Raw genomic sequence first — 17,335 nt, forward strand, 5'->3', positions numbered from 1 at the left:
GCGATCTGGCACAACCGGGCCACCGGAACACCGATCACACGATCACTGATCGCCTACGACCACTGACCAGGACTTCGGACTTACTCGTCTAGGCCTCGGGTTGCTCGAACTGCTCGGACTCCGTGAAGTCGTCGGCGTCCGTGAAGGTGGAGGGCGGGGACTCCAGGTGTTCGAGTTCGATGCCGGGGGCGGAGAGGACGACGTCGCCGGCGATGTGGACGGTGTGGACCTCGCCCGTGTCGAGGGCGGTGACCTGGTATTCGTCCACGACGAGCGTCCCGCTGTCGGTGGGGTGCTCGGCGCGGGAGCGCAGGGCCCAGGCCTGGTCGACGGTGCGGGGGGCGAGGACGGGGTCGGTGAGGGCGACGAGCCGGATCCGGGTCGCGGGGGCGCCGGGAGCCAGGCGCAGCAGGCGGGCCGTCGCGATGAGGAAGGCCGGGGAGGTGCCGGTGAAGCCGGGGGCGGCGACGTTGCCCTCGGTGGCCTCCGTGCCGGTGGGGTCGGTGCGGACCCAGGTGACCCCGTCGATGGCGGCGCCGCGGATCTGCCAGCTCGATGCGTGGACTTCGAGGCGGATGGGGCGGCCGAGCGCGTCGACGGCCAGGTCGACGGAGCCCCGGTGGTCTCCGCCGGGGGCGGTGGTCTGGGAGACGTACCGCCAGCCCGAGGGTCCGGGGGCGCAGTGGAAGTGCTCCTCGCCGAGGGGGGTGTGGTCGTGCGGGTCGTGGAGCGAGTAGCGGCCGCGGGGCATGGGGCGTGGTCCTTGGCTGGCGTTACGGGGTGCGGATGGGGCAGGCCCCCGGCACGGGGTGCCGGGGGCCTGCTTCAGTGTGCGCGATCCGCGGGATCCGTGGGGATCAGTAGCGGTAGTGGTCGGGCTTGTACGGGCCCTCGACCTCGACGCCGATGTAGGCGGCCTGCTCCGGGCGCAGGGTGGTGAGCTTGACGCCGAGGGCGTCGAGGTGGAGGCGGGCGACCTTCTCGTCGAGGTGCTTGGGCAGCACGTAGACGTCGGTCGGGTACTCCTCGGGCTTGGTGAACAGCTCGATCTGGGCCAGGGTCTGGTCCGCGAAGGAGTTCGACATCACGAACGAGGGGTGGCCGGTCGCGTTGCCCAGGTTCAGCAGGCGGCCCTCGGACAGCACGATCAGGACCTTGCCGTCGGGGAACGTCCAGGTGTGGACCTGCGGCTTGACCTCGTCCTTGACGATGCCGTCGATCTTGGCCAGGCCCGCCATGTCGATCTCGTTGTCGAAGTGGCCGATGTTGCCCACGATCGCCTGGTGCTTCATCTTGGCCATGTCCGCGGCCATGATGATGTCCTTGTTGCCCGTCGTCGTGATGAAGATGTCCGCGATCTCCACCACATCGTCGAGGGTGGCGACCTGGTAGCCGTCCATCGCCGCCTGCAGCGCGCAGATCGGGTCGATCTCCGTGACGATCACCCGGGCGCCCTGGCCCCGCAGCGACTCCGCGCAGCCCTTGCCGACGTCGCCATAACCACAGACGACCGCGACCTTGCCGCCGATCAGGACATCGGTGGCACGGTTGATGCCGTCGATCAGCGAGTGGCGGCAGCCGTACTTGTTGTCGAACTTCGACTTCGTCACCGCGTCGTTCACGTTGATCGCCGGGAAGAGGAGGTCGCCGGACTGCATCATCTCGTAGAGGCGGTGGACACCGGTGGTGGTCTCCTCCGTCACGCCGCGGATCTCGGAGGCGAGCTGGGTCCACTTCTGGGGCGACTCGGCGAGGGTGCGGTTGAGGAGGGTCAGGATGTAGGCGTACTCCTCCGAGTCCGCGGTGGACGGGTCCGGGGCCGCGCCGGCCTTTTCGAACTCGACGCCCTTGTGGACGAGGAGGGTGGCGTCACCACCGTCGTCGAGGATCATGTTCGGGCCGCCGGTGGGGGTGTTCGGCCAGGTCAGCGCCTGCTCCGTGCACCACCAGTACTCCTCCAGCGTCTCGCCCTTCCAGGCGAAGACCGGAACGCCCTGCGGGTTCTCCGGGGTGCCGTTCGGGCCGACGGCGATGGCGGCGGCCGCGTGGTCCTGGGTGGAGAAGATGTTGCAGGAGGCCCAGCGGACGTCGGCGCCGAGCGCGACCAGCGTCTCGATCAGGACGGCGGTCTGCACGGTCATGTGCAGGGAGCCGGTGATGCGGGCGCCGGCCAGCGGCTGCGCCTCGGCGTACTCCCGGCGGATCGACATCAGACCCGGCATCTCGTGCTCGGCCAGGGTGATCTCCTTGCGGCCGAAAGCGGCAAGGGAAAGGTCGGCGACCTTGAAGTCCATGGGTGCTGCTCCTCATGGGTCGAGAGGTGGGTACGGCTGAGCCGCGCACGGGCGGGCCGGTGCGCCGAGCACAGTCCGTCGCGGGGCCCTCTCTCCCCTCGGCCGGTCTCGAAGGACCGCCCGACCGCCATCAGCAGCGACGCCTGACACTGATGACGAATCTACACCGGTCGGCGCAGCGCGCCCCAGCCCGCAGGGGATCGAGTCACGGCTCGTTTCCGGGCCGTCCGGCGGAAGGTTCGGGGCCTTTCGGACTTTTGATCCACTCCTCGGGTGGTGGAGGATGCCGGGGGACGCACCCGGCGCACGAAGGAGATTCCACGTGAGTACTACGGCCGACCGCCCCGGCGGCGGGGGCGCGGGCGGGGAGGGGCGGCCGAGGCTGCTCGCCGTCACCGCGTGCCCGACGGGGATCGCGCACACCTACATGGCCGCGGAGAAGCTCCGGCAGGCCGCCGCCGAACTCGGCGTGGAGATGAAGGTGGAGACGCAGGGTTCCATCGGGGCGGAGAACGTACTCACTGACAACGATGTCAAAGAGGCGGACGGGATCATCATCGCCGCCGACAGGGAGGTGGACCGCGCGCGCTTCGCCGGCAAGCGGGTCCTGTCCACCGGCGTGGCCGACGGCATCCACCGGCCGAAGGAGCTGATCGAGCGGGTGCGGACCGCGCCGGTGCAGAGCGGGACCGCGACCCCCGGCGGTCCGGCGGGCGGGGGCCGGGAGCGCGGCGCCGCCTACAAGGCGCTGATGAACGGCGTCTCCCACATGATCCCGTTCGTGGTCGTGGGCGGTCTGCTGCTGGCCGTCTCGATCGCGCTCGGCGGGCACACCACGCCCAAGGGCATCGAGTTCGACAAGGACTCGTTCTGGTTCTACGTCAACGCGCTGGGCGGTCTCGGCTTCAAGCTGATGCTGCCGATCTTCTCCGGCTACATCGCCCACGCCCTCGGCGACCGGCCCGCGCTCGTGCCGGGCATGATCGGCGGGTTCCTGGCCGCCGACGCCGTGAACATCTACGGGGCGGACGCGAACGCGGGCTTCCTGGGCGCCATCGCCACCGGCTTCCTGGCCGGCTACCTGGTCGTGTGGATCAAGAAGGTCGAGGTCCCCCGGTTCGTCCGGCCGATCATGCCGATCATCGTGATCCCGATCGTGTCGACGCTGGCGCTCGGGCTCTTCTACATCTACGTCATCGGGCAGCCGATCTCCTGGGCCTTCACGCACCTGACCGACTGGCTGAACGGGATGACCGGCTCCAGTGCCGTCGCCCTCGGCGCCCTGATCGGCCTGATGATCGCCTTCGACATGGGCGGCCCGGTCAACAAGACGGCGTTCCTCGTGGCCGTGGGCCTGATCGGCACCGACAACGCGGTCATGGGCATGGCGGCCGCCGCGATCCCGGTCATGCCGCTCGGCCAGGGCCTGGCGACGCTGCTGCGCCGCGGGCTCTACACCGGCCAGGAGCGGGAAGCGGGCATGGCGGCCCTGTTCATGGGCTTCTTCGGCATCTCGGAGGGGGCGATCCCCTTCGCCGCGGCGCGTCCCGCGCAGGTCATCCCCGCGAACATGCTGGGCGGGGCGGTGGCCGGGGCGGTGGCCGGGGTGGCCGGGGTGGGGAACTCGGTGCCGCACGGCGGTCCGGTCGTCTCCCTGTTCGGCGCGATCAGCGGGGTGGCGATGTTCTTCGTGGCCATCGCCGTCGGCACGGTGGTGACCGCGCTGACGACCAACGCGCTGATCGACGTCAAGCGCCGCAAGGCCCCTGCCCCTGCCCAGGCCGCCCCGGCCGGGGAGGCGCCGCGGGCGCCGGCGGAGGTGCTGTCGGGCTACCTGACGGAGCGGACCGTCAGGACGGAGGTGGCGGCGGGTTCCAAGGAGGCGGCGATCCGAGAGATGGCCGGGGTGCTCGCCTCCACCGGCACCGTGCGGGACGTGGAGGAGCTCGTACGGGTCGCGCTCGCCCGGGAGGCGCAGGGCACGACCGGGCTCGGCGAGTCGATCGCGATCCCGCACGCCAAGACGGACGCGGTGACCCGCCCGACGGTGGGGTTCGCCCGGTCCGCCGAGGGCATCGAGTGGGGTGCGCCGGACGGTACGAAGGCCCGGCTGATCTTCATGGTCGCGGTGCCGGAGGCCTCCGCCGGCGACGAGCACCTGCGGATCCTGGCGCTGCTGTCACGGAAGCTGATGGACGCCGGTTTCCGGGACCGGCTGGGGTCCGCGCCGGACGTGCCGTCCGTCCTGGAGGTGCTGCGCGAGATCCGCTAGCCGCCGTGCGGGCAGTGTCCGAATCGGTATCTACGGAGTGCCCGGACCAGGGCCCCGGCGGCGTTCGCCGTGTCGCCGTCGACCTACGATGCAAGGCAGGTACATCGGAAGGGACGAAATGACACACAGGCCAGGACGCGGGCGCGGGATCGCGGCGATCGTCCTGCTGGTGCTCGGAGCGGTCATCCTCGCAGGGGTGACGGTGGCGAAGGCCGTGAACCCTCCGTCACGCTACTCGGAGGGCGAGGCGGCCGGCTGGCAGATGGCGCCGACCTACACCGACGGGGAGAGCATCTACCTGGAGCCGGTGACCGCGGGGCAGATCCGCCGGGGGGACATCGTCCTCTCCCCCGTTCCGTGGTCCCTGCAGAAGACGCAGATGAACCGGGTCATCGCCGTCGGCGGTGACCGCATCCGGTACAAGCCGAGCAGCAAGACCGCCGGCCAGTACCGCCTGGTGCTGAACGGTGAGCCGCTGGACGAGCCGTACCTGGAGCAGTGGAAGAACCCGTCGGCCGTGGCCTTCGACGTGACGGTGCCCGAGGGGTCCCTGTTCCTGATGGGCGACAACCGGATGAACTCGGACGGCTCGCAGTACGCGAACAACGGGCCGGTTCGCGCGGACGGGGTCGTCGCCAAGGTCGTGGCGTACCCGATGGCGAAGCTGGCCGTGTGGGGGCAGCTGGCCGGCGGGCTGGTGCTGGTGGCCGGCGCGGTGCTGGCGTTCCTGTCCCGGCGGGCCGGTCGGGCGGCGCGGGCCGCCGACGCCGCCGCGTCCGGGTCCGGGTCCGGCCCCGCGTCCGCCGCGGCGCCCGTGGCGGCCGCGGCCGCGTCGGGGAAGGCCGGGGAGGTTCCGGTGGCGCCCGGTGAGCGCGCGGACGTGCCCTCGTAGCGTCCCCTCCGACAGGGCGAAGGCCCCCGCGGCTCGACGGAGCGGCGGGGGCCTTCGTGCGTCCGGGCGCGGTGCCCGGCCGGGACGGGATCCCGGGCGGCCGTTCAGCGGCCGTCGGCCTTGGCGGCCTCGGGGTTGTAGATGTCCGGCTCCAGGTAGATCACGCGGGCGATCGGGACGGAGGCGCGGATCCGGGCCTCGGCGGCGTTGATGGCGTTGGCCACCTCGGTCGCGGTGTCGTCGTGCTGGACGGCGATCTTGGCGGCGACCAGCAGCTCCTCGGGGCCCAGGTGCAGGGTGCGCATGTGGATGACGCCGGTGACGGTGTCCCCGTCGACGAGCGCGGCCTTGATCTTCTCGACCTCGGCCGTGCCGGCGGACTCGCCGAGCAGCAGGGACTTGGTCTCCAGGGCGAGGATGACGGCGATGCCGATCAGCAGGGTGCCGATGCAGACGGTGCCGATGCCGTCCCACACGCCGTCGCCGGTGATCAGGGCGAGGCCGACGCCGAGCAGGGCGAGGACGAGGCCGATGAGCGCGCCGAGGTCCTCCAGCAGGACCACGGGCAGCTCGGGGGCCTTGGCGCTCTTGATGAACTGGCCCCAGGACTGGCTGCCGCGGGTCTCGTTCGACTCCTTGATCGCGGTGCGGAAGGAGAAGCCCTCCGCGACGACCGCGAAGACGAGCACGCCGACGGGCCAGTACCAGGACTCGATGGGGTGCGGGTCGTGGATCTTCTCGTAGCCCTCGTAGAGGGCGAACATGCCGCCGACCGTGAAGAGGACGATGGAGACGAGGAAGGCGTAGATGTAGCGTTCGCGCCCGTATCCGAAGGGGTGCTGGGGGGTGGCCTCGCGCTGCGCCTTCTTGCCGCCGAGGAGCAGCAGGCCCTGGTTCCCGGAGTCGGCGACCGAGTGGACGCTCTCCGCGAGCATCGACGAGGAGCCGCTGAAGAGGAAGGCCACGAACTTGGCCACAGCGATGGCCAGGTTGGCGGCGAGTGCCGCCACGATCGCCTTGGTGCCGCCCGACGCGCTCATGGGTGCTGGATGTCCTTTCCTGGCCACTGGCTACGGCCGCACATTGTTGCAGCTGCCCGTGCGGCCGATGTCACGTCAGATGACCACAGTGGCACGGAACATCGTGCCGGTTCCGGACAGTTCGACCTTTTCGCCCGCCGGGACGAATACCGACTCGCCCGGGGCGAGGGCCAGTTCGCCGGCCTTCGGGGCGCCCGCGGTGCAGAGCAGGATCTGCGGGGCGGTGTCGGGAAGGGTGCGGGGCGCGCCGCCGGGGGGCAGTACGAAGCGGGAGAGGCGGAATTCGTCGACAGGGGTCTCGTAGACCTCCTCGCCGTCGCCCTCGGGGCGCAGCAGGCCGGGGACGCTGGGCTCGAAGACGACGACCTTCAGCAGCTCGGGGACGTCGACGTGCTTGGGGGTCAGGCCGCAGCGCAGCACGTTGTCCGAGTTGGCCATCAGCTCGACGCCGAGGCCGTCGAGGTAGGCGTGCGGGATGCCGGCGCCGAGGAACATGGCCTCGCCGGGCTGGAGCCGGACGTGGTTGAGGAGCAGGGCCGCGATCACGCCCGGGTCGCCGGGGTAGTCGTGCACGAGCCCCGCGTACGGGGCGTACGGGCCGCCGAGGCGCTCGGCGGCGGCCGTGGTCTCGGCGACGGTGTGGGCCATCTCCGCGCGGTCGGCGGTGAGGACGGCGGTGAGGACCTCGCGCAGGGCCGCGTCGACGGGGTGGGCGCGCAGCAGGTCCACGTACGGCTTGAGGGAGTCGACGCCGAGGCCTTCGAGGAGGTCCGCGGCCTCCAGGGGCGGCCGGAAGCCGCACAGGCCGTCGAAGGGGGTGAGGGCGCAGATCAGTTCGGGCTTGTGGTTGGCGTCCTTGTAGTTGCGGTGGCCCGCCTCCACGGGGACCCCGCGGCGCTCCTCGTCCTCGAAGCCGGCCCTGGCCTGCGCGAGGTCGGGGTGGACCTGGAGGGAGAGGGGGGCGCCCGCGGCCAGGATCTTCAGCAGGAACGGCAGGGAGGGGCCGAACTTCGCGACGGCCGCGGGGCCGAGTTCGCCCTCGGGGTCGGCGGCGATGACGGCCGACAGCGTGGTCTCGCCCGCTCCGCGGTCGAGGCGGGACGGGGCGCCCGGGTGGGCGCCCATCCACATCTCGGCCTGGGGCTCACCGGTGGGTTCGACGCCGAGGAGGGCCGGGATCGCGGTGGTGGATCCCCACGCGTAGGGGCGGATCGTGTTCGTGAGGCGGTCCATCGTGGTCTTCCTGGATCTGGTGCGGTGCGGGCACGGGTGTGTGCCTCAGCTGTGTCCCCGCGCCGCCAGCGCCAGGTAGGCGGTGGCGAAGTCGGTGACGGCGAGGAGTTCGGCGAGCTGTTCCAGTTCCCCGCCCTCCTCCGGTTCGAGCTCGCTGACGGCCGTGTCGTGGCTGAGGGCGAGCTCGCGCGCGGCCGGTGCGGCGGTGAGTCCGCCGGTGGGCCGGTCGCGCAGCAGTACGACGCGGGCGCGCAGGGCCTGGGGCTCCTCGACGCGGTCGCGGAAGAAGTCGTCGGGGTCGGCTCCGGCGGCGAAGGCCCCGGAGAGCAGGACGCCGTGCGCGGGCAGCGCCTCGGGGAGGTCGGCGGCGAGGGCGGGCCGGCCGGCGAGCTCGGCGAGGGTCGCGGCGAAGCGGCGGCCGGCCGGGCCGGCGCCGGTGCCCTCGCTCCAGATGAGGGGGAGGGAGTCGGCGAGTTCGGCGGCGAGGGTCTTGGCCGGGTTGGAGTACGTGGCGATGGCCGGGCCGCAGCGCTCGGCGGTGCGGTCGAGGCGGTCGGCGACGCGCTGGAGGGCGTCGGGGGCGGCCGCGATCAGTCCGACCTTGTCGAGGAGCACCAGCAGCGGGGTGAGCAGGGCCCACAGGGCGCCGGGTCCGGCGGCGGCCGATTCGTCGTACTCCTGGTACGGGGCCTTGGCCATCGGTACGAGGAGTCCGTGCGCGCCGTCGACGGTCTCGCCGAGCGGGGAGCGCTCGGGGGCGACGGCCACGACGGTGCAGCCGCGCCGGTAGGCCTGCTCGGCGAGGACGCCGAGGCCGGGCTCGCTGCCGTCGGTGGTGGCGATGAGCAGCAGGTCCACGGGGCCCGCCCAGCCGGGCAGGGTCCAGCGCAGCGCCCCGGCGGCGTGCGCGACGCCGGTGGGGTGCAGGCGGGTCACCGGGGCGGAGGCTCCGGCGAGGGCGCCGAGGAGGTCGGCGACGCCGGTGGCGGCGGTGCCGGGGCCGGCGATGAGCACGGCGCGGGGGCGCCCGTCGGGGCGCAGGTCCGCGAGGCCGGCCTCGGCGGCGTGCCGGGCGGCGGTGCGCACTCTGGCCCCGGCCTCGGCGGCGCCGCGGAGCAGGCCGCGGCGGTCGGCACGGGCGAGATCGTCCGGTGCGTCGAGGAGTGACTCGTCGAGCATGGGGGCCTCCGGCGGGGTTGACGGATCCAGGCTGGTCGAGCGGGGAGTGCGGGGCCGGGTCAGGCCGGGCGGCGGGCCTCGTCGACGAGGAGGACCGGGATGCCGTCGCGGACCGGGTAGGCGAGGCCGCAGTCCTGCCCGGTGCAGATCAGCTCGGGGCTGGTCTCGTCCGCCGAGTTGTCCTGGAGGGGGGCGTGGCAGGCGGGGCAGGCGAGGATCTCCAGCAGGCCGGCTTCGAGCGGCATGGGGCGGTTCCCTTCGGGGGTGCGGATTGGGCGTGGTCAGCGTACCGCCGAGTCACCTCCGGTGCCGCGTGGCTCCGTCTGGTGCGGCTGGCGGTGCGCGTGCGGCGCCGTTCCGGGGGCTCTGCCCCCGCGCCCCCGCGCCTCAAACGCCGGCGGGGCTGAATGTCGCGGGGCGGGGCGGGGCCGGCCTGGACCAGCCCCGCCGGCGGAGCCCTACGCGCGGACCAGGGACAGGACCTCGTCGCGGAGCTTGGCGAGGGTGGCCTCGTCGCGGGCCTCGACGTTGAGGCGCAGGAGGGGCTCGGTGTTCGAGGGGCGGAGGTTGAACCACCAGTCGGCGGCGGAGACGGTGAGGCCGTCCAGCTCGTCGAAGGTGACGCCCTCGCGGCCGGCGTAGGCGGCCTTGACCTCGGCGGTGCGGGCGGCCTGGTCGGCGACGGTGGAGTTGATCTCGCCGGAGCCGGTGTAGCGGTCGTAGGAGGAGACCAGCTCGGAGAGCGCGCCGTCCTGGCCGCCGAGGGCCGCGAGGACGTGGAGCGCGGCGAGCATGCCGGTGTCCGCGTTCCAGAAGTCCTTGAAGTAGTAGTGCGCGGAGTGCTCGCCGCCGAAGATCGCGCCGGAGGTGGCCATCTCGGCCTTGATGAAGGAGTGGCCCACGCGGGTGCGGACGGGGGTGCCGCCGTTCTCGCGGACGACCTCCGGGACCGACCAGGAGGTGATCAGGTTGTGGATGATCGTGCCGGTGCCGCCGTTGCGGGCCAGCTCGCGGGCCGCGACCAGGGCGGTGATGGCGGACGGGGAGACGCCCTCGCCGCGCTCGTCGACGACGAAGCAGCGGTCGGCGTCGCCGTCGAAGGCGAGGCCGAGGTCGGCGCCCTCGGCCTTCACGCGCTCCTGGAGGTCGACGATGTTCTTCGGGTCGAGGGGGTTGGCCTCGTGGTTCGGGAAGGTGCCGTCCAGCTCGAAGTACATCGGGACGAGCTCCAGCGGCAGGCCCTCGAAGACGGTGGGGACGGTGTGGCCGCCCATGCCGTTGCCCGCGTCGACGACGACCTTCAGCGGACGGATCGCGCTGAGGTCCACCAGGGACTTCAGGTGCGCGGCGTAGCCGGCGAGGGTGTCCTGCTCGGTGATGGTGCCCGGGACGGTGCCGGCGGGGATCTCCGGGGCGCCCTCGTCGGTCCACTTCTCGGCGAGCTCGCGGATGGTGGCGAGGCCGGTGTCCTGGCCCACGGGGGCGGCGCCGGCGCGGCACAGCTTGATGCCGTTGTACTGGGCCGGGTTGTGGGAGGCCGTGAACATGGCGCCGGGCAGGTCCAGCTTGCCGGAGGCGTAGTACAGCTGGTCGGTGGAGCACAGCCCGATGAGGGTGACGTCGACGCCGCGGGCGGCCGCGCCGCGGGCGAAGGCCGCCGACAGGCCGGGCGAGGAAGGCCGCATGTCGTGGCCGACGACGATGGCGCTCGCACCGGTGACCGCGACGAACGCCGCGCCGAAGAGTTCGGCCAGCGGCTCGTCCCATTCGTCCGGCACGACGCCGCGTACGTCGTATGCCTTGACGATGTTCGAAAGATCTGCGGCCACTGCCTGCCCTCCTGAAGGTTCCGTGCGGTGCAGCAAACCTACCTTGTACGGAGAGTGGCTTTTCAGACGATCCGGGTGTCAGGAATCGGGCGAACGCAGGACGCGCAGGTGACCGCGCCGGGTCTCGCCGGCCGTCGGGGCGCCCCCGGAGGAGCCGCCGGCCTCGGCCGCGCGCTCGGGCGGACGGGCCGCCTCACGGACGGCGTTGGCCAGCGCTTCGAGGTCGTCGCCGCTGCGGGCGGACGGCCCGGAGCCGTCCGACAGGCGGACGACCTCCCAGCCGCGCGGGGCGGTCAGGCGCTCGGAGTGCTCGGCGCACAGGTCATAGCAGTGGGGCTCGGCGTAGGTGGCGAGCGGGCCGAGAACTGCGGTCGAGTCGGCGTAGACGTACGTCAGTGTGGCGACGGCAGGGCGGCCGCACGCGGTGCGCGAACAGCGACGTACAAGGCTCACGACGTTGGACGGTACCGCACTCTTGACCGGGCCGCGACGACTCGCCCCCCGGCCACTCCCCCGTGTCGTCTCCGGCGGGTGGTGACGAAGGGGGGCAGCGAGTCCGTAATGGTGCGCGATCTTGCCCGGATCGTTCGGGGGGCGACACCGCCGCGACACCAGGTCGTGACCGGATCGAGGCCGTGGCGCGTCCTCGCACGCGGGCTACCCTGCCGGGGTGACGGACAGTTCGCTTCCTCCCCGCCCCGCACCCGACGCAGCGGCCCCCCGGGAGCCCAGACCCCGGCGGCGCGACCGGCACGGCCGCGGGATGCGCGGGCCGCTGGCCCCGCCGCAGGTGCCGCTGTCGGCGAGCCGGGCGGAGCTGTTCGGCGACCTCGTACGGGATTCCGTGGAGCGGCTGGAGCGGCGCTGGCCGCAGCTGGACGAGGTGGAGTTCGTGGTCGCGGACGTCCCGGGGCCGCCGGGTGGCGCGGATGGCGGCTGGAACGACGAGGCGGTGCCGCTGGGCGGGCTGGTGGAGGCCCGCGACGGGCGGCCGGCGCGGATCGTGGTGTTCCGGCGGCCGGTGGAGATCCGGGCGAAGACGCGCGACGAGCGGGCGCTGCTGGTGCACGAGATCGTCGTGGAGCAGGTGGCGGAGCTGCTGGGGCTCTCGCCGGAGACCGTCGACCCCCGGTACGGGCAGGACTGAGCCCCCGTACCGGGGCCCGGGGCCCCGGGCCGCCGGGGCCCTCAGCGGACCAGGATCGCCGGGTCCTCGACGGCCTGGGGGACGGAGACCCGCGAGCGGTCGTCCGCGAACGTCTGGACGGTGAACATCGGGATCCCGTCCTGCGGCAGGGTCAGGGTGCGGGCCGCGTGGACCGGGCCGCCGGAGAGGGTCTCGACCGTCAGCGCGTACGGGCCCTTGCCGCCGGACGGGGCCGGGGTCGGTGTCAGCACGCGGGTGGTGCCGGCCTTGAGGGTGAGCTCCTGCACGGCCGACTGGCCGCCCTCGGTGCCCGCGGAGGCGGTGACGCGGACCTTGGCGTCGGCGCCCGCGGCGGTGAGCGTCAGGGTGGTGGCCTTGTCGTCGGGCCGGTTGTCGGCGACGGTGGCGCGCTCCCCGACCGCCGGGCTCGCCGGGATGAACGCCATCTCCTGCTTGGCCCCGGTGCCGCGGACCACCCGCAGCGCCGCCACCACCGGTACGGGCTTCTTCGGGTCGGCGGGGGCCAGCAGGAGGGAGCCGGCCTCGCCGCGGGTCACGTCGGCCAGGTCGACCGAGGCCGTCATCCCCGCCTTGACGTGCAGCTGCTCCTTGCCCGCCGGGCTGATGGAACCGTTCGGGCCGGACAGCTTCACGTTCAGGACGGCGTCGTCCTCGCCGGGCGCGAAGGCGACCAGCCGCACGGAGGCGGCGTCGGCCGGGATGCCCGGCAGGACCAGGGAGCCCGCCGGGCCGGCCGAGGCCGGCAGCCAGTCGGAGCCGACGCCGTCCTCGGCGATCTGCGTGGAGGCGCCCACCCGCCCGGAGCCGGTGGTCACGTGCGCGGTGACGTCGGGGAGCTGGGCGTCGGCGGCCAGCTGGGCCAGCCACACCTTGGTGGTGGAGTGGGGTTCGACCGTGATGACGGGGTCGGCGGTGCCCGGCTTGGGCTTGAGCAGGCCGTCGGGGCCGTACAGCTTGATGTCCACCTCGGCGACGGTGTCGTCGGGGTTGGTGAGGTGGACGTAGTCCTGACGGCCCTTGGCGGTGCTGACGCCGGGGAACCAGAAGTCGGTACCGGGCGCGGTGCAGGCGAGCCCGAGCAGGCCGCGTCCCTGGCCGACCGCGACCTTGGTGGTCTGCTGGGCGGTCCAGCCGGGCGCCAGGGACCCTTGGGCGGAGCCCGTGAGCGCGGGCGCCTCGGCGCCGGAGGCGGTGGCCGCGACCGGCTTGCCGGGCTCCTTGGGCTCCAGGACCGTCTTGCCCTCCTTCGTGGCCAGCCGGGCCGTGCCCTTCGCGGCGTCCTTGCCGGGGGTGGCCGGGGTGAGGGAGGTGTAGGTGGTGTCGGCGATGTCCGAGGAGCTGGGGGCCGGGCAGACCAGGACCGACCGCTCCACCGGCATCCGGGCGGCGGCCGCGCGCTGGGCGCCGGCCGCCGGGGCCGCGGGTGCGGGGGCGGTGAGGAAGGCCAGGCCGCAGCCGGCGGCGAGGGCCGCCGTCACGGCCGCGAGCGTCAGGGGGGCGCGCTGCTTCACGGCTGGGGGCTCCCGTCCGGACGCGGGTGGTGCTGTCCGTAGGCGTCGTACTGCTGGGGTTCGTACTCGTACGGGTGGGGCTGCCGCTGCCCGGCCTGCTGCTGGTGCGGGAAGGGCGGCTGCTGCGGGGGCTGGGCGTGGGCCCCGCCGTACTCCGGGTACTCCGGGTACGGGGAGTACTCCGGGTACTGGGGCGCCTGGGGGTACTGGGGCGCCTGGGGGTACTGGGGTGCCTGGGGCTGGTGGGGGTAAGGGGGAGGCGCGTCGTGCTGCTGCCCGGGGCCGGCCTCGTACGGGGGTTCGTAGGCGTAGGGCTCCTGGTAGGCGTACGACTCCTCGCCGTACACCTGCTGTGCCGGGATCTGCGCGTACGGGTCGACGAGGGCGTCCGCCGGGGCCGGCTCGGGCTCTTCGGCGGCCCGCGCGTCCCGGCGCCGGGCGCGGCGGCCCTGGCCCGTCTCGCCGTCGGCGGGGTCGGGCGCCGTCTCCTCGGGGAGGTCGTCGTCGAGGCGGGCGCGGCGGCCCGGCAGGGCCATCACCAGCAGGACCAGGGCGAGCAGGCCCTGCGCCCAGTGCCAGGCGTCGCGGGTGGCGGAGTCCTGGTGGACGAGGTCGAGCCGGCCGCCGCCGCGGGGCAGCTCGAAGCCCTGCGCCCAGCCGTCGAGGGTGACGGGGGTCAGGGGCTTGCCGTCGAGGGTGGCCTTCCAGCCGGGGTCGGCCCGGTCGGCGAGGCGCAGGGTGCGGCCCTCCTCGCCGGCCGGGACCTTGGCGTGGGCCTCGACGGGTCCGGCGTCGACGGCGATGGGGGCCTGGCCCTGCCGGGCGGGGACGATCACGACGCGGGCGGGGAGGCGCTGGACCTCCCAGACGGCGGTGCCGTCGTCCTGGTGGTGCTGCTTGAGGCCGGGGGTGCCGTCGAGGACCTGCCGCAGTGCGGTGGACCCGCCGGCCGGGATCATCACGTACCGCACGGCGAAGGCGCCGAGCTGCTCGGACTGGTCGGCGCCGGAGCCGGAGACCAGGCTGGAGACGGCCTGGGTGAGGCGGCGCTGGGGGCCGGCGTCGGCGAGGACCTCGGCGTCGCCGAGGCGGACGCCGCCGCCGCGGACCAGGGTGTAGGAGACGGTGGCGGCCGAGTCTCCGCCGAGGACGAGGGTGCGGGTGCGGTTGCTGTCGTCGGACTGGGCGGCGACGAACGCCGGGACCTGGACGGGGTCGCGCCGCCGGATCGGCCCGTCGGCGCCGGCGACCGTCCAGACGGCCGCGGCGAGCAGCGGGCCGGCGGCCGCGGCGAGGGCGATCAGGGCGGCCAGCGGCTGGCGCCAGCCGAAGCTGCGGGCGGCGACGCGCTCCTTGGCGCCGTCGGCGCCGACCACGGCGGCGGCGATCAGCGCGAGCCCGTAGAGGAGGGTGCCGGGGCCGGCCCAGCCGCCGCGGTTGAGCAGGACGGCGAGGAACAGTCCGGCCAGGGCCGCGGTCCAGGCGGTGGCGAGGGCCTGGCGGCGGTCGGCGCGCAGCAGGGCGGCGAGGGCGGCGAGCAGGGTGCCGGCCAGGAGGAACCCGCCGGCGGTGCCGGGGCCGCCGGGGTCCGCGATGAGCAGGCCGAGGGGGGTGGCGGAGCCGCTGCCGTAGGGGAGTCCGGCCTCGCGCAGGAGGCGGGCGGGGTGGGTGAGCAGGCCCGCCGACCAGGGGGCGAGGACGAGGACGGGTACGGCGAGGGTGGCGAGCAGCCTCGGGGCGTACGTCTTCCAGCGGGCGCGGCGCGTCAGGACGGCGAGGGCGCCGAGGACGGCGGCGAGCGGCCAGGCGACGGGGGTGAAGGCGGTGGCCAGGGTCAGCAGGAGGGTGAACGTCCACACCGCGCGCCAGGTGCCGGGGGTGTCGCGGCCGGCGAGGCCGAAGGCGGTGACGGCGGAGCGGGCCAGGAGGGGCAGGAGGACCGCGAGGACGGCGGTGCCCAGGCGGCCCCCGGCGAGGGCTCCGGTGACGGCGGGGAGGAGGGCGTAGGCGACGGCGGCCCAGGCGCGCAGCAGCCGGGATTCGGCGAGCGGCCGGGAGGCGAAGTAGGCGGTGAGGCCGGCGAGCGGGACGGAACAGACGAGCAAGAGGGTGAGCGCGGCCTTGGTGGAGCCGAACAGCAGGGCGGACAGGGCGCCCAGGACGGCGAGGTAGGGGGGTGCTCCGGCGGTGGTGCCGGTGCCGGCGGGCTGCCAGTCGGTGGTGTAGCGGTGCCACAGGTCGAGGGCGCTCGCGGGGGCGGGGAGCAGGGCGCCGCCCGTGAGGCTGCCGCCGCCGATCAGGGCGCGGCAGGCGGCGAGGGAGACGAGCAGGAGCAGGGCGAACAGGACGGGGGCGGGCTTGCGGGCGATCCGCTTGAGCCGGGCGAACTGCTCGATCTCCAGGTAGTCGGCGTCGTCGCCGCCGGGCCCGGATTCGACGGCGCCGCCGTGCCGGCCGGTGGGGGCGGGGTCGGCGCCCTGGCCGGAGCCGAGGTGGCCGGCGAGCTGTTCGGCGCTCGCGCGCAGGGTGGCGCCGGGCGGGGGGAAGAGGGGACGCAGTTCGGCGGCTGGTACGGAGGCGGCGGTGCGGCGGCGGGCCTTGCGGGCGGCGAGGATCCGGCCGGGGCGCAGGAGGGTGGCGAGCAGGCCGGTGAACTCTGCGGCGGCCTGGCCGGGGGCCTTGCCGATGAGGTAGCCGAGGGTGCGCAGGAGGGTGCCGAGGACCAGGCGCAGGAAGACGTAGGGCAGGGCGCGGCCGGGGGTGTTGGCCAGCAGGGTGTGGACGGCGCCGGCCTTGTCGACGCGGTGGGGGTCGACGGAGGAGCGGCCGGCGCAGTCGACGGTGCGGCGTTCGCGGGCGGCGGCCTCGGCGTGGCGCAGGACGGCGTCGGGGGCGACGAGGACGGTGTGGCCGGCGTTGTGGGCGCGCCAGCACAGGTCGACGTCGTCGCGCATGAGGGGCAGGCGGCGGTCGAAGCCGCCGAGGGCGTCGTACACGTCGCGGCGCACGAGCATGCCGGCGGTGGAGACGGCGAGGACGGGGCGGACCTGGTCGTGCTGGCCCTGGTCCTGTTCGCGGCGGTCGAGGCCGGTCCAGCGGCGGCCGCTGCGGGCGATGGTGACGCCGGCTTCGAGGAGCTGCTTGGCGTCGTACCAGCCGCGGAGCTTGGGGCCGATGACGGCGGCTTCGGGGTTCTGGTCGGCGACGCGCAGGAGTTCGGTGAGGGCGTCGGGTTCGGGGGCGCTGTCGTCGTGGAGGAGCCAGAGCCACTGGACGGGTTCGCCGTGGGGGAGGTCGGGCAGGTCGTAGGCGTCGTCGCGCCAGGTGCGGCTGACGGGGTCCCAGCCGCTGGGGCGCTTGAGGTAGGGGAGGTCGTCGGGGGTGAGGGTGCCGGCGGCTCGGGCGGCCTCGTCGACGGCGGCGCCGAATCCGGTGCGGCGGGCGAGGTGCAGGACGCGGTCGTCGCCGAGGGCCTCGGCGAGGAGGCGGGCGGATGCGTCGGCGCTGCCGGTGTCGGCGGCGACGTGGGCCTGCGCGGGGCGTTCCTGGGCGAGGAGTCCGGCGAGGGTCTGGGGCAGCCAGCGGGCTCCGTCGTGGGCGACGAGGACGGCGGTGACGACGTGCCGGGGGAACTCGGGGGTGGCGGCCGCCTGGTGGGAGACCGGCGAGTTGCTGTGCGGGGACATCGCGGTACGGGCCCTCCGGCCTGGGGATCCGGGGGTGATGTGCCCTCGGAGGCTGCTGGACAGCGCCCCACACTAACGGCTTGGAAGGGGCGGGTCCGCCTCCTGTGGAGAAGGCCCTGAACACGACGGTCCGCCTCCTGCGGGGAAGGTGCGGGAGGCGGACCGTTGGCTCGGTGTTCCGTGGTGCGCGGCGCTCCGCGGAGCGCGGTTGACCGGGGGTCGTCGTGGGGT

The 17,335-nt window shown here is 74.1% G+C and carries 13 protein-coding genes; 3 read left to right on the top strand and 10 right to left on the bottom strand.

Annotated elements, in window-relative coordinates; translation table 11 throughout:
• Window positions 1–88 precede the first annotated feature (88 nt).
• Entirely contained in the window at window positions 89–751 is a 663-nt protein-coding gene (locus ACZ5NJ_RS33095; RefSeq protein ID WP_468769857.1) for a hypothetical protein, read from the bottom strand.
• A 106-nt stretch (window positions 752–857) separates the two neighbouring features.
• The gene (ahcY, locus tag ACZ5NJ_RS33100; RefSeq protein ID WP_468769859.1) at window positions 858–2,294 is read right to left on the bottom strand and encodes an adenosylhomocysteinase; all 1,437 of its coding nucleotides are present in this window, start codon (window positions 2,292–2,294) and stop codon (window positions 858–860) included.
• Window positions 2,295–2,616: 322 nt separating this feature from the next.
• Between ahcY and ACZ5NJ_RS33105 the strand changes: the two genes are divergently transcribed.
• Together ACZ5NJ_RS33105 and lepB are read left to right on the top strand one after the other, a co-directional pair.
• Window positions 2,617–4,566, top strand: coding sequence for a fructose-specific PTS transporter subunit EIIC (locus ACZ5NJ_RS33105; protein ID WP_468769860.1), 1,950 nt, complete (start codon window positions 2,617–2,619; stop codon window positions 4,564–4,566).
• Between the two features lie 118 nt (window positions 4,567–4,684).
• Window positions 4,685–5,458, top strand: coding sequence for a signal peptidase I (gene lepB, locus ACZ5NJ_RS33110; RefSeq protein WP_468769862.1), 774 nt, complete (start codon window positions 4,685–4,687; stop codon window positions 5,456–5,458).
• A 104-nt stretch (window positions 5,459–5,562) separates the two neighbouring features.
• On the opposite strand, the gene ACZ5NJ_RS33115 is transcribed toward lepB, so the two are convergent.
• The 6 genes from ACZ5NJ_RS33115 to ACZ5NJ_RS33140 form a co-directional block, all read right to left on the bottom strand.
• Window positions 5,563–6,498: a cation diffusion facilitator family transporter gene (locus tag ACZ5NJ_RS33115; RefSeq protein ID WP_468769863.1), complete on the bottom strand. Its 936-nt coding sequence runs from the start codon at window positions 6,496–6,498 to the stop codon at window positions 5,563–5,565.
• 75 nt (window positions 6,499–6,573) lie between these two features.
• Window positions 6,574–7,731, bottom strand: a complete 1,158-nt coding sequence (gene manA / locus ACZ5NJ_RS33120) for a mannose-6-phosphate isomerase, class I (protein WP_468769865.1) — start codon at window positions 7,729–7,731, stop codon at window positions 6,574–6,576.
• 45 nt (window positions 7,732–7,776) lie between these two features.
• A complete protein-coding gene (locus tag ACZ5NJ_RS33125) occupies window positions 7,777–8,910 on the bottom strand; it encodes an SIS domain-containing protein (protein WP_468769867.1) in 1,134 nt (377 codons plus the stop codon).
• Window positions 8,911–8,969: 59 nt separating this feature from the next.
• The gene (locus tag ACZ5NJ_RS33130; protein ID WP_468769869.1) at window positions 8,970–9,155 is read right to left on the bottom strand and encodes a Trm112 family protein; all 186 of its coding nucleotides are present in this window, start codon (window positions 9,153–9,155) and stop codon (window positions 8,970–8,972) included.
• Window positions 9,156–9,368: 213 nt separating this feature from the next.
• Window positions 9,369–10,739 carry a phosphomannomutase/phosphoglucomutase gene (locus ACZ5NJ_RS33135; RefSeq protein WP_468769871.1) on the bottom strand — a complete coding sequence of 457 codons (1,371 nt, stop codon included), beginning with the start codon at window positions 10,737–10,739 and terminating at the stop codon, window positions 9,369–9,371.
• A 78-nt stretch (window positions 10,740–10,817) separates the two neighbouring features.
• A complete protein-coding gene (locus ACZ5NJ_RS33140) occupies window positions 10,818–11,192 on the bottom strand; it encodes a DUF3499 domain-containing protein (protein WP_468769873.1) in 375 nt (124 codons plus the stop codon).
• A gap of 217 nt (window positions 11,193–11,409) precedes the next feature.
• On the opposite strand from ACZ5NJ_RS33140, the gene ACZ5NJ_RS33145 reads away from it, so the two are divergent.
• Window positions 11,410–11,886, top strand: coding sequence for a metallopeptidase family protein (locus ACZ5NJ_RS33145; RefSeq protein ID WP_468769875.1), 477 nt, complete (start codon window positions 11,410–11,412; stop codon window positions 11,884–11,886).
• Between the two features lie 41 nt (window positions 11,887–11,927).
• Here ACZ5NJ_RS33145 and ACZ5NJ_RS33150 read toward each other — a convergent pair whose 3' ends face one another.
• Window positions 11,928–13,418 carry a DUF5719 family protein gene (locus tag ACZ5NJ_RS33150; RefSeq protein WP_468769878.1) on the bottom strand — a complete coding sequence of 497 codons (1,491 nt, stop codon included), beginning with the start codon at window positions 13,416–13,418 and terminating at the stop codon, window positions 11,928–11,930.
• Window positions 13,415–17,104: a glycosyltransferase family 2 protein gene (locus ACZ5NJ_RS33155; RefSeq protein ID WP_468769880.1), complete on the bottom strand. Its 3,690-nt coding sequence runs from the start codon at window positions 17,102–17,104 to the stop codon at window positions 13,415–13,417. The genes ACZ5NJ_RS33150 and ACZ5NJ_RS33155 overlap by 4 nt, the downstream gene beginning before the upstream one ends.
• Window positions 17,105–17,335: the final 231 nt, after the last annotated feature.

It is taken from the genome of Streptomyces sp. NPDC032091 (genome assembly GCF_055580265.1).

Excerpts from the sequence above, each read along its gene's own strand:
- ACZ5NJ_RS33125 (WP_468769867.1), bottom strand. The coding sequence starts at position 8,910 with ATGCTCGACGAGTCACTCCTCGACGCACCGGACGATCTCGCCCGTGCC.
- lepB (WP_468769862.1), top strand. The coding sequence starts at position 4,685 with ATGACACACAGGCCAGGACGCGGGCGCGGGATCGCGGCGATCGTCCTG.
- ACZ5NJ_RS33095 (WP_468769857.1), bottom strand. The coding sequence starts at position 751 with ATGCCCCGCGGCCGCTACTCGCTCCACGACCCGCACGACCACACCCCC.
- manA (WP_468769865.1), bottom strand. The coding sequence starts at position 7,731 with ATGGACCGCCTCACGAACACGATCCGCCCCTACGCGTGGGGATCCACC.
- ACZ5NJ_RS33115 (WP_468769863.1), bottom strand. The coding sequence starts at position 6,498 with ATGAGCGCGTCGGGCGGCACCAAGGCGATCGTGGCGGCACTCGCCGCC.
- ACZ5NJ_RS33130 (WP_468769869.1), bottom strand. The coding sequence starts at position 9,155 with ATGCCGCTCGAAGCCGGCCTGCTGGAGATCCTCGCCTGCCCCGCCTGC.
- ahcY (WP_468769859.1), bottom strand. The coding sequence starts at position 2,294 with ATGGACTTCAAGGTCGCCGACCTTTCCCTTGCCGCTTTCGGCCGCAAG.
- ACZ5NJ_RS33155 (WP_468769880.1), bottom strand. The coding sequence starts at position 17,104 with ATGTCCCCGCACAGCAACTCGCCGGTCTCCCACCAGGCGGCCGCCACC.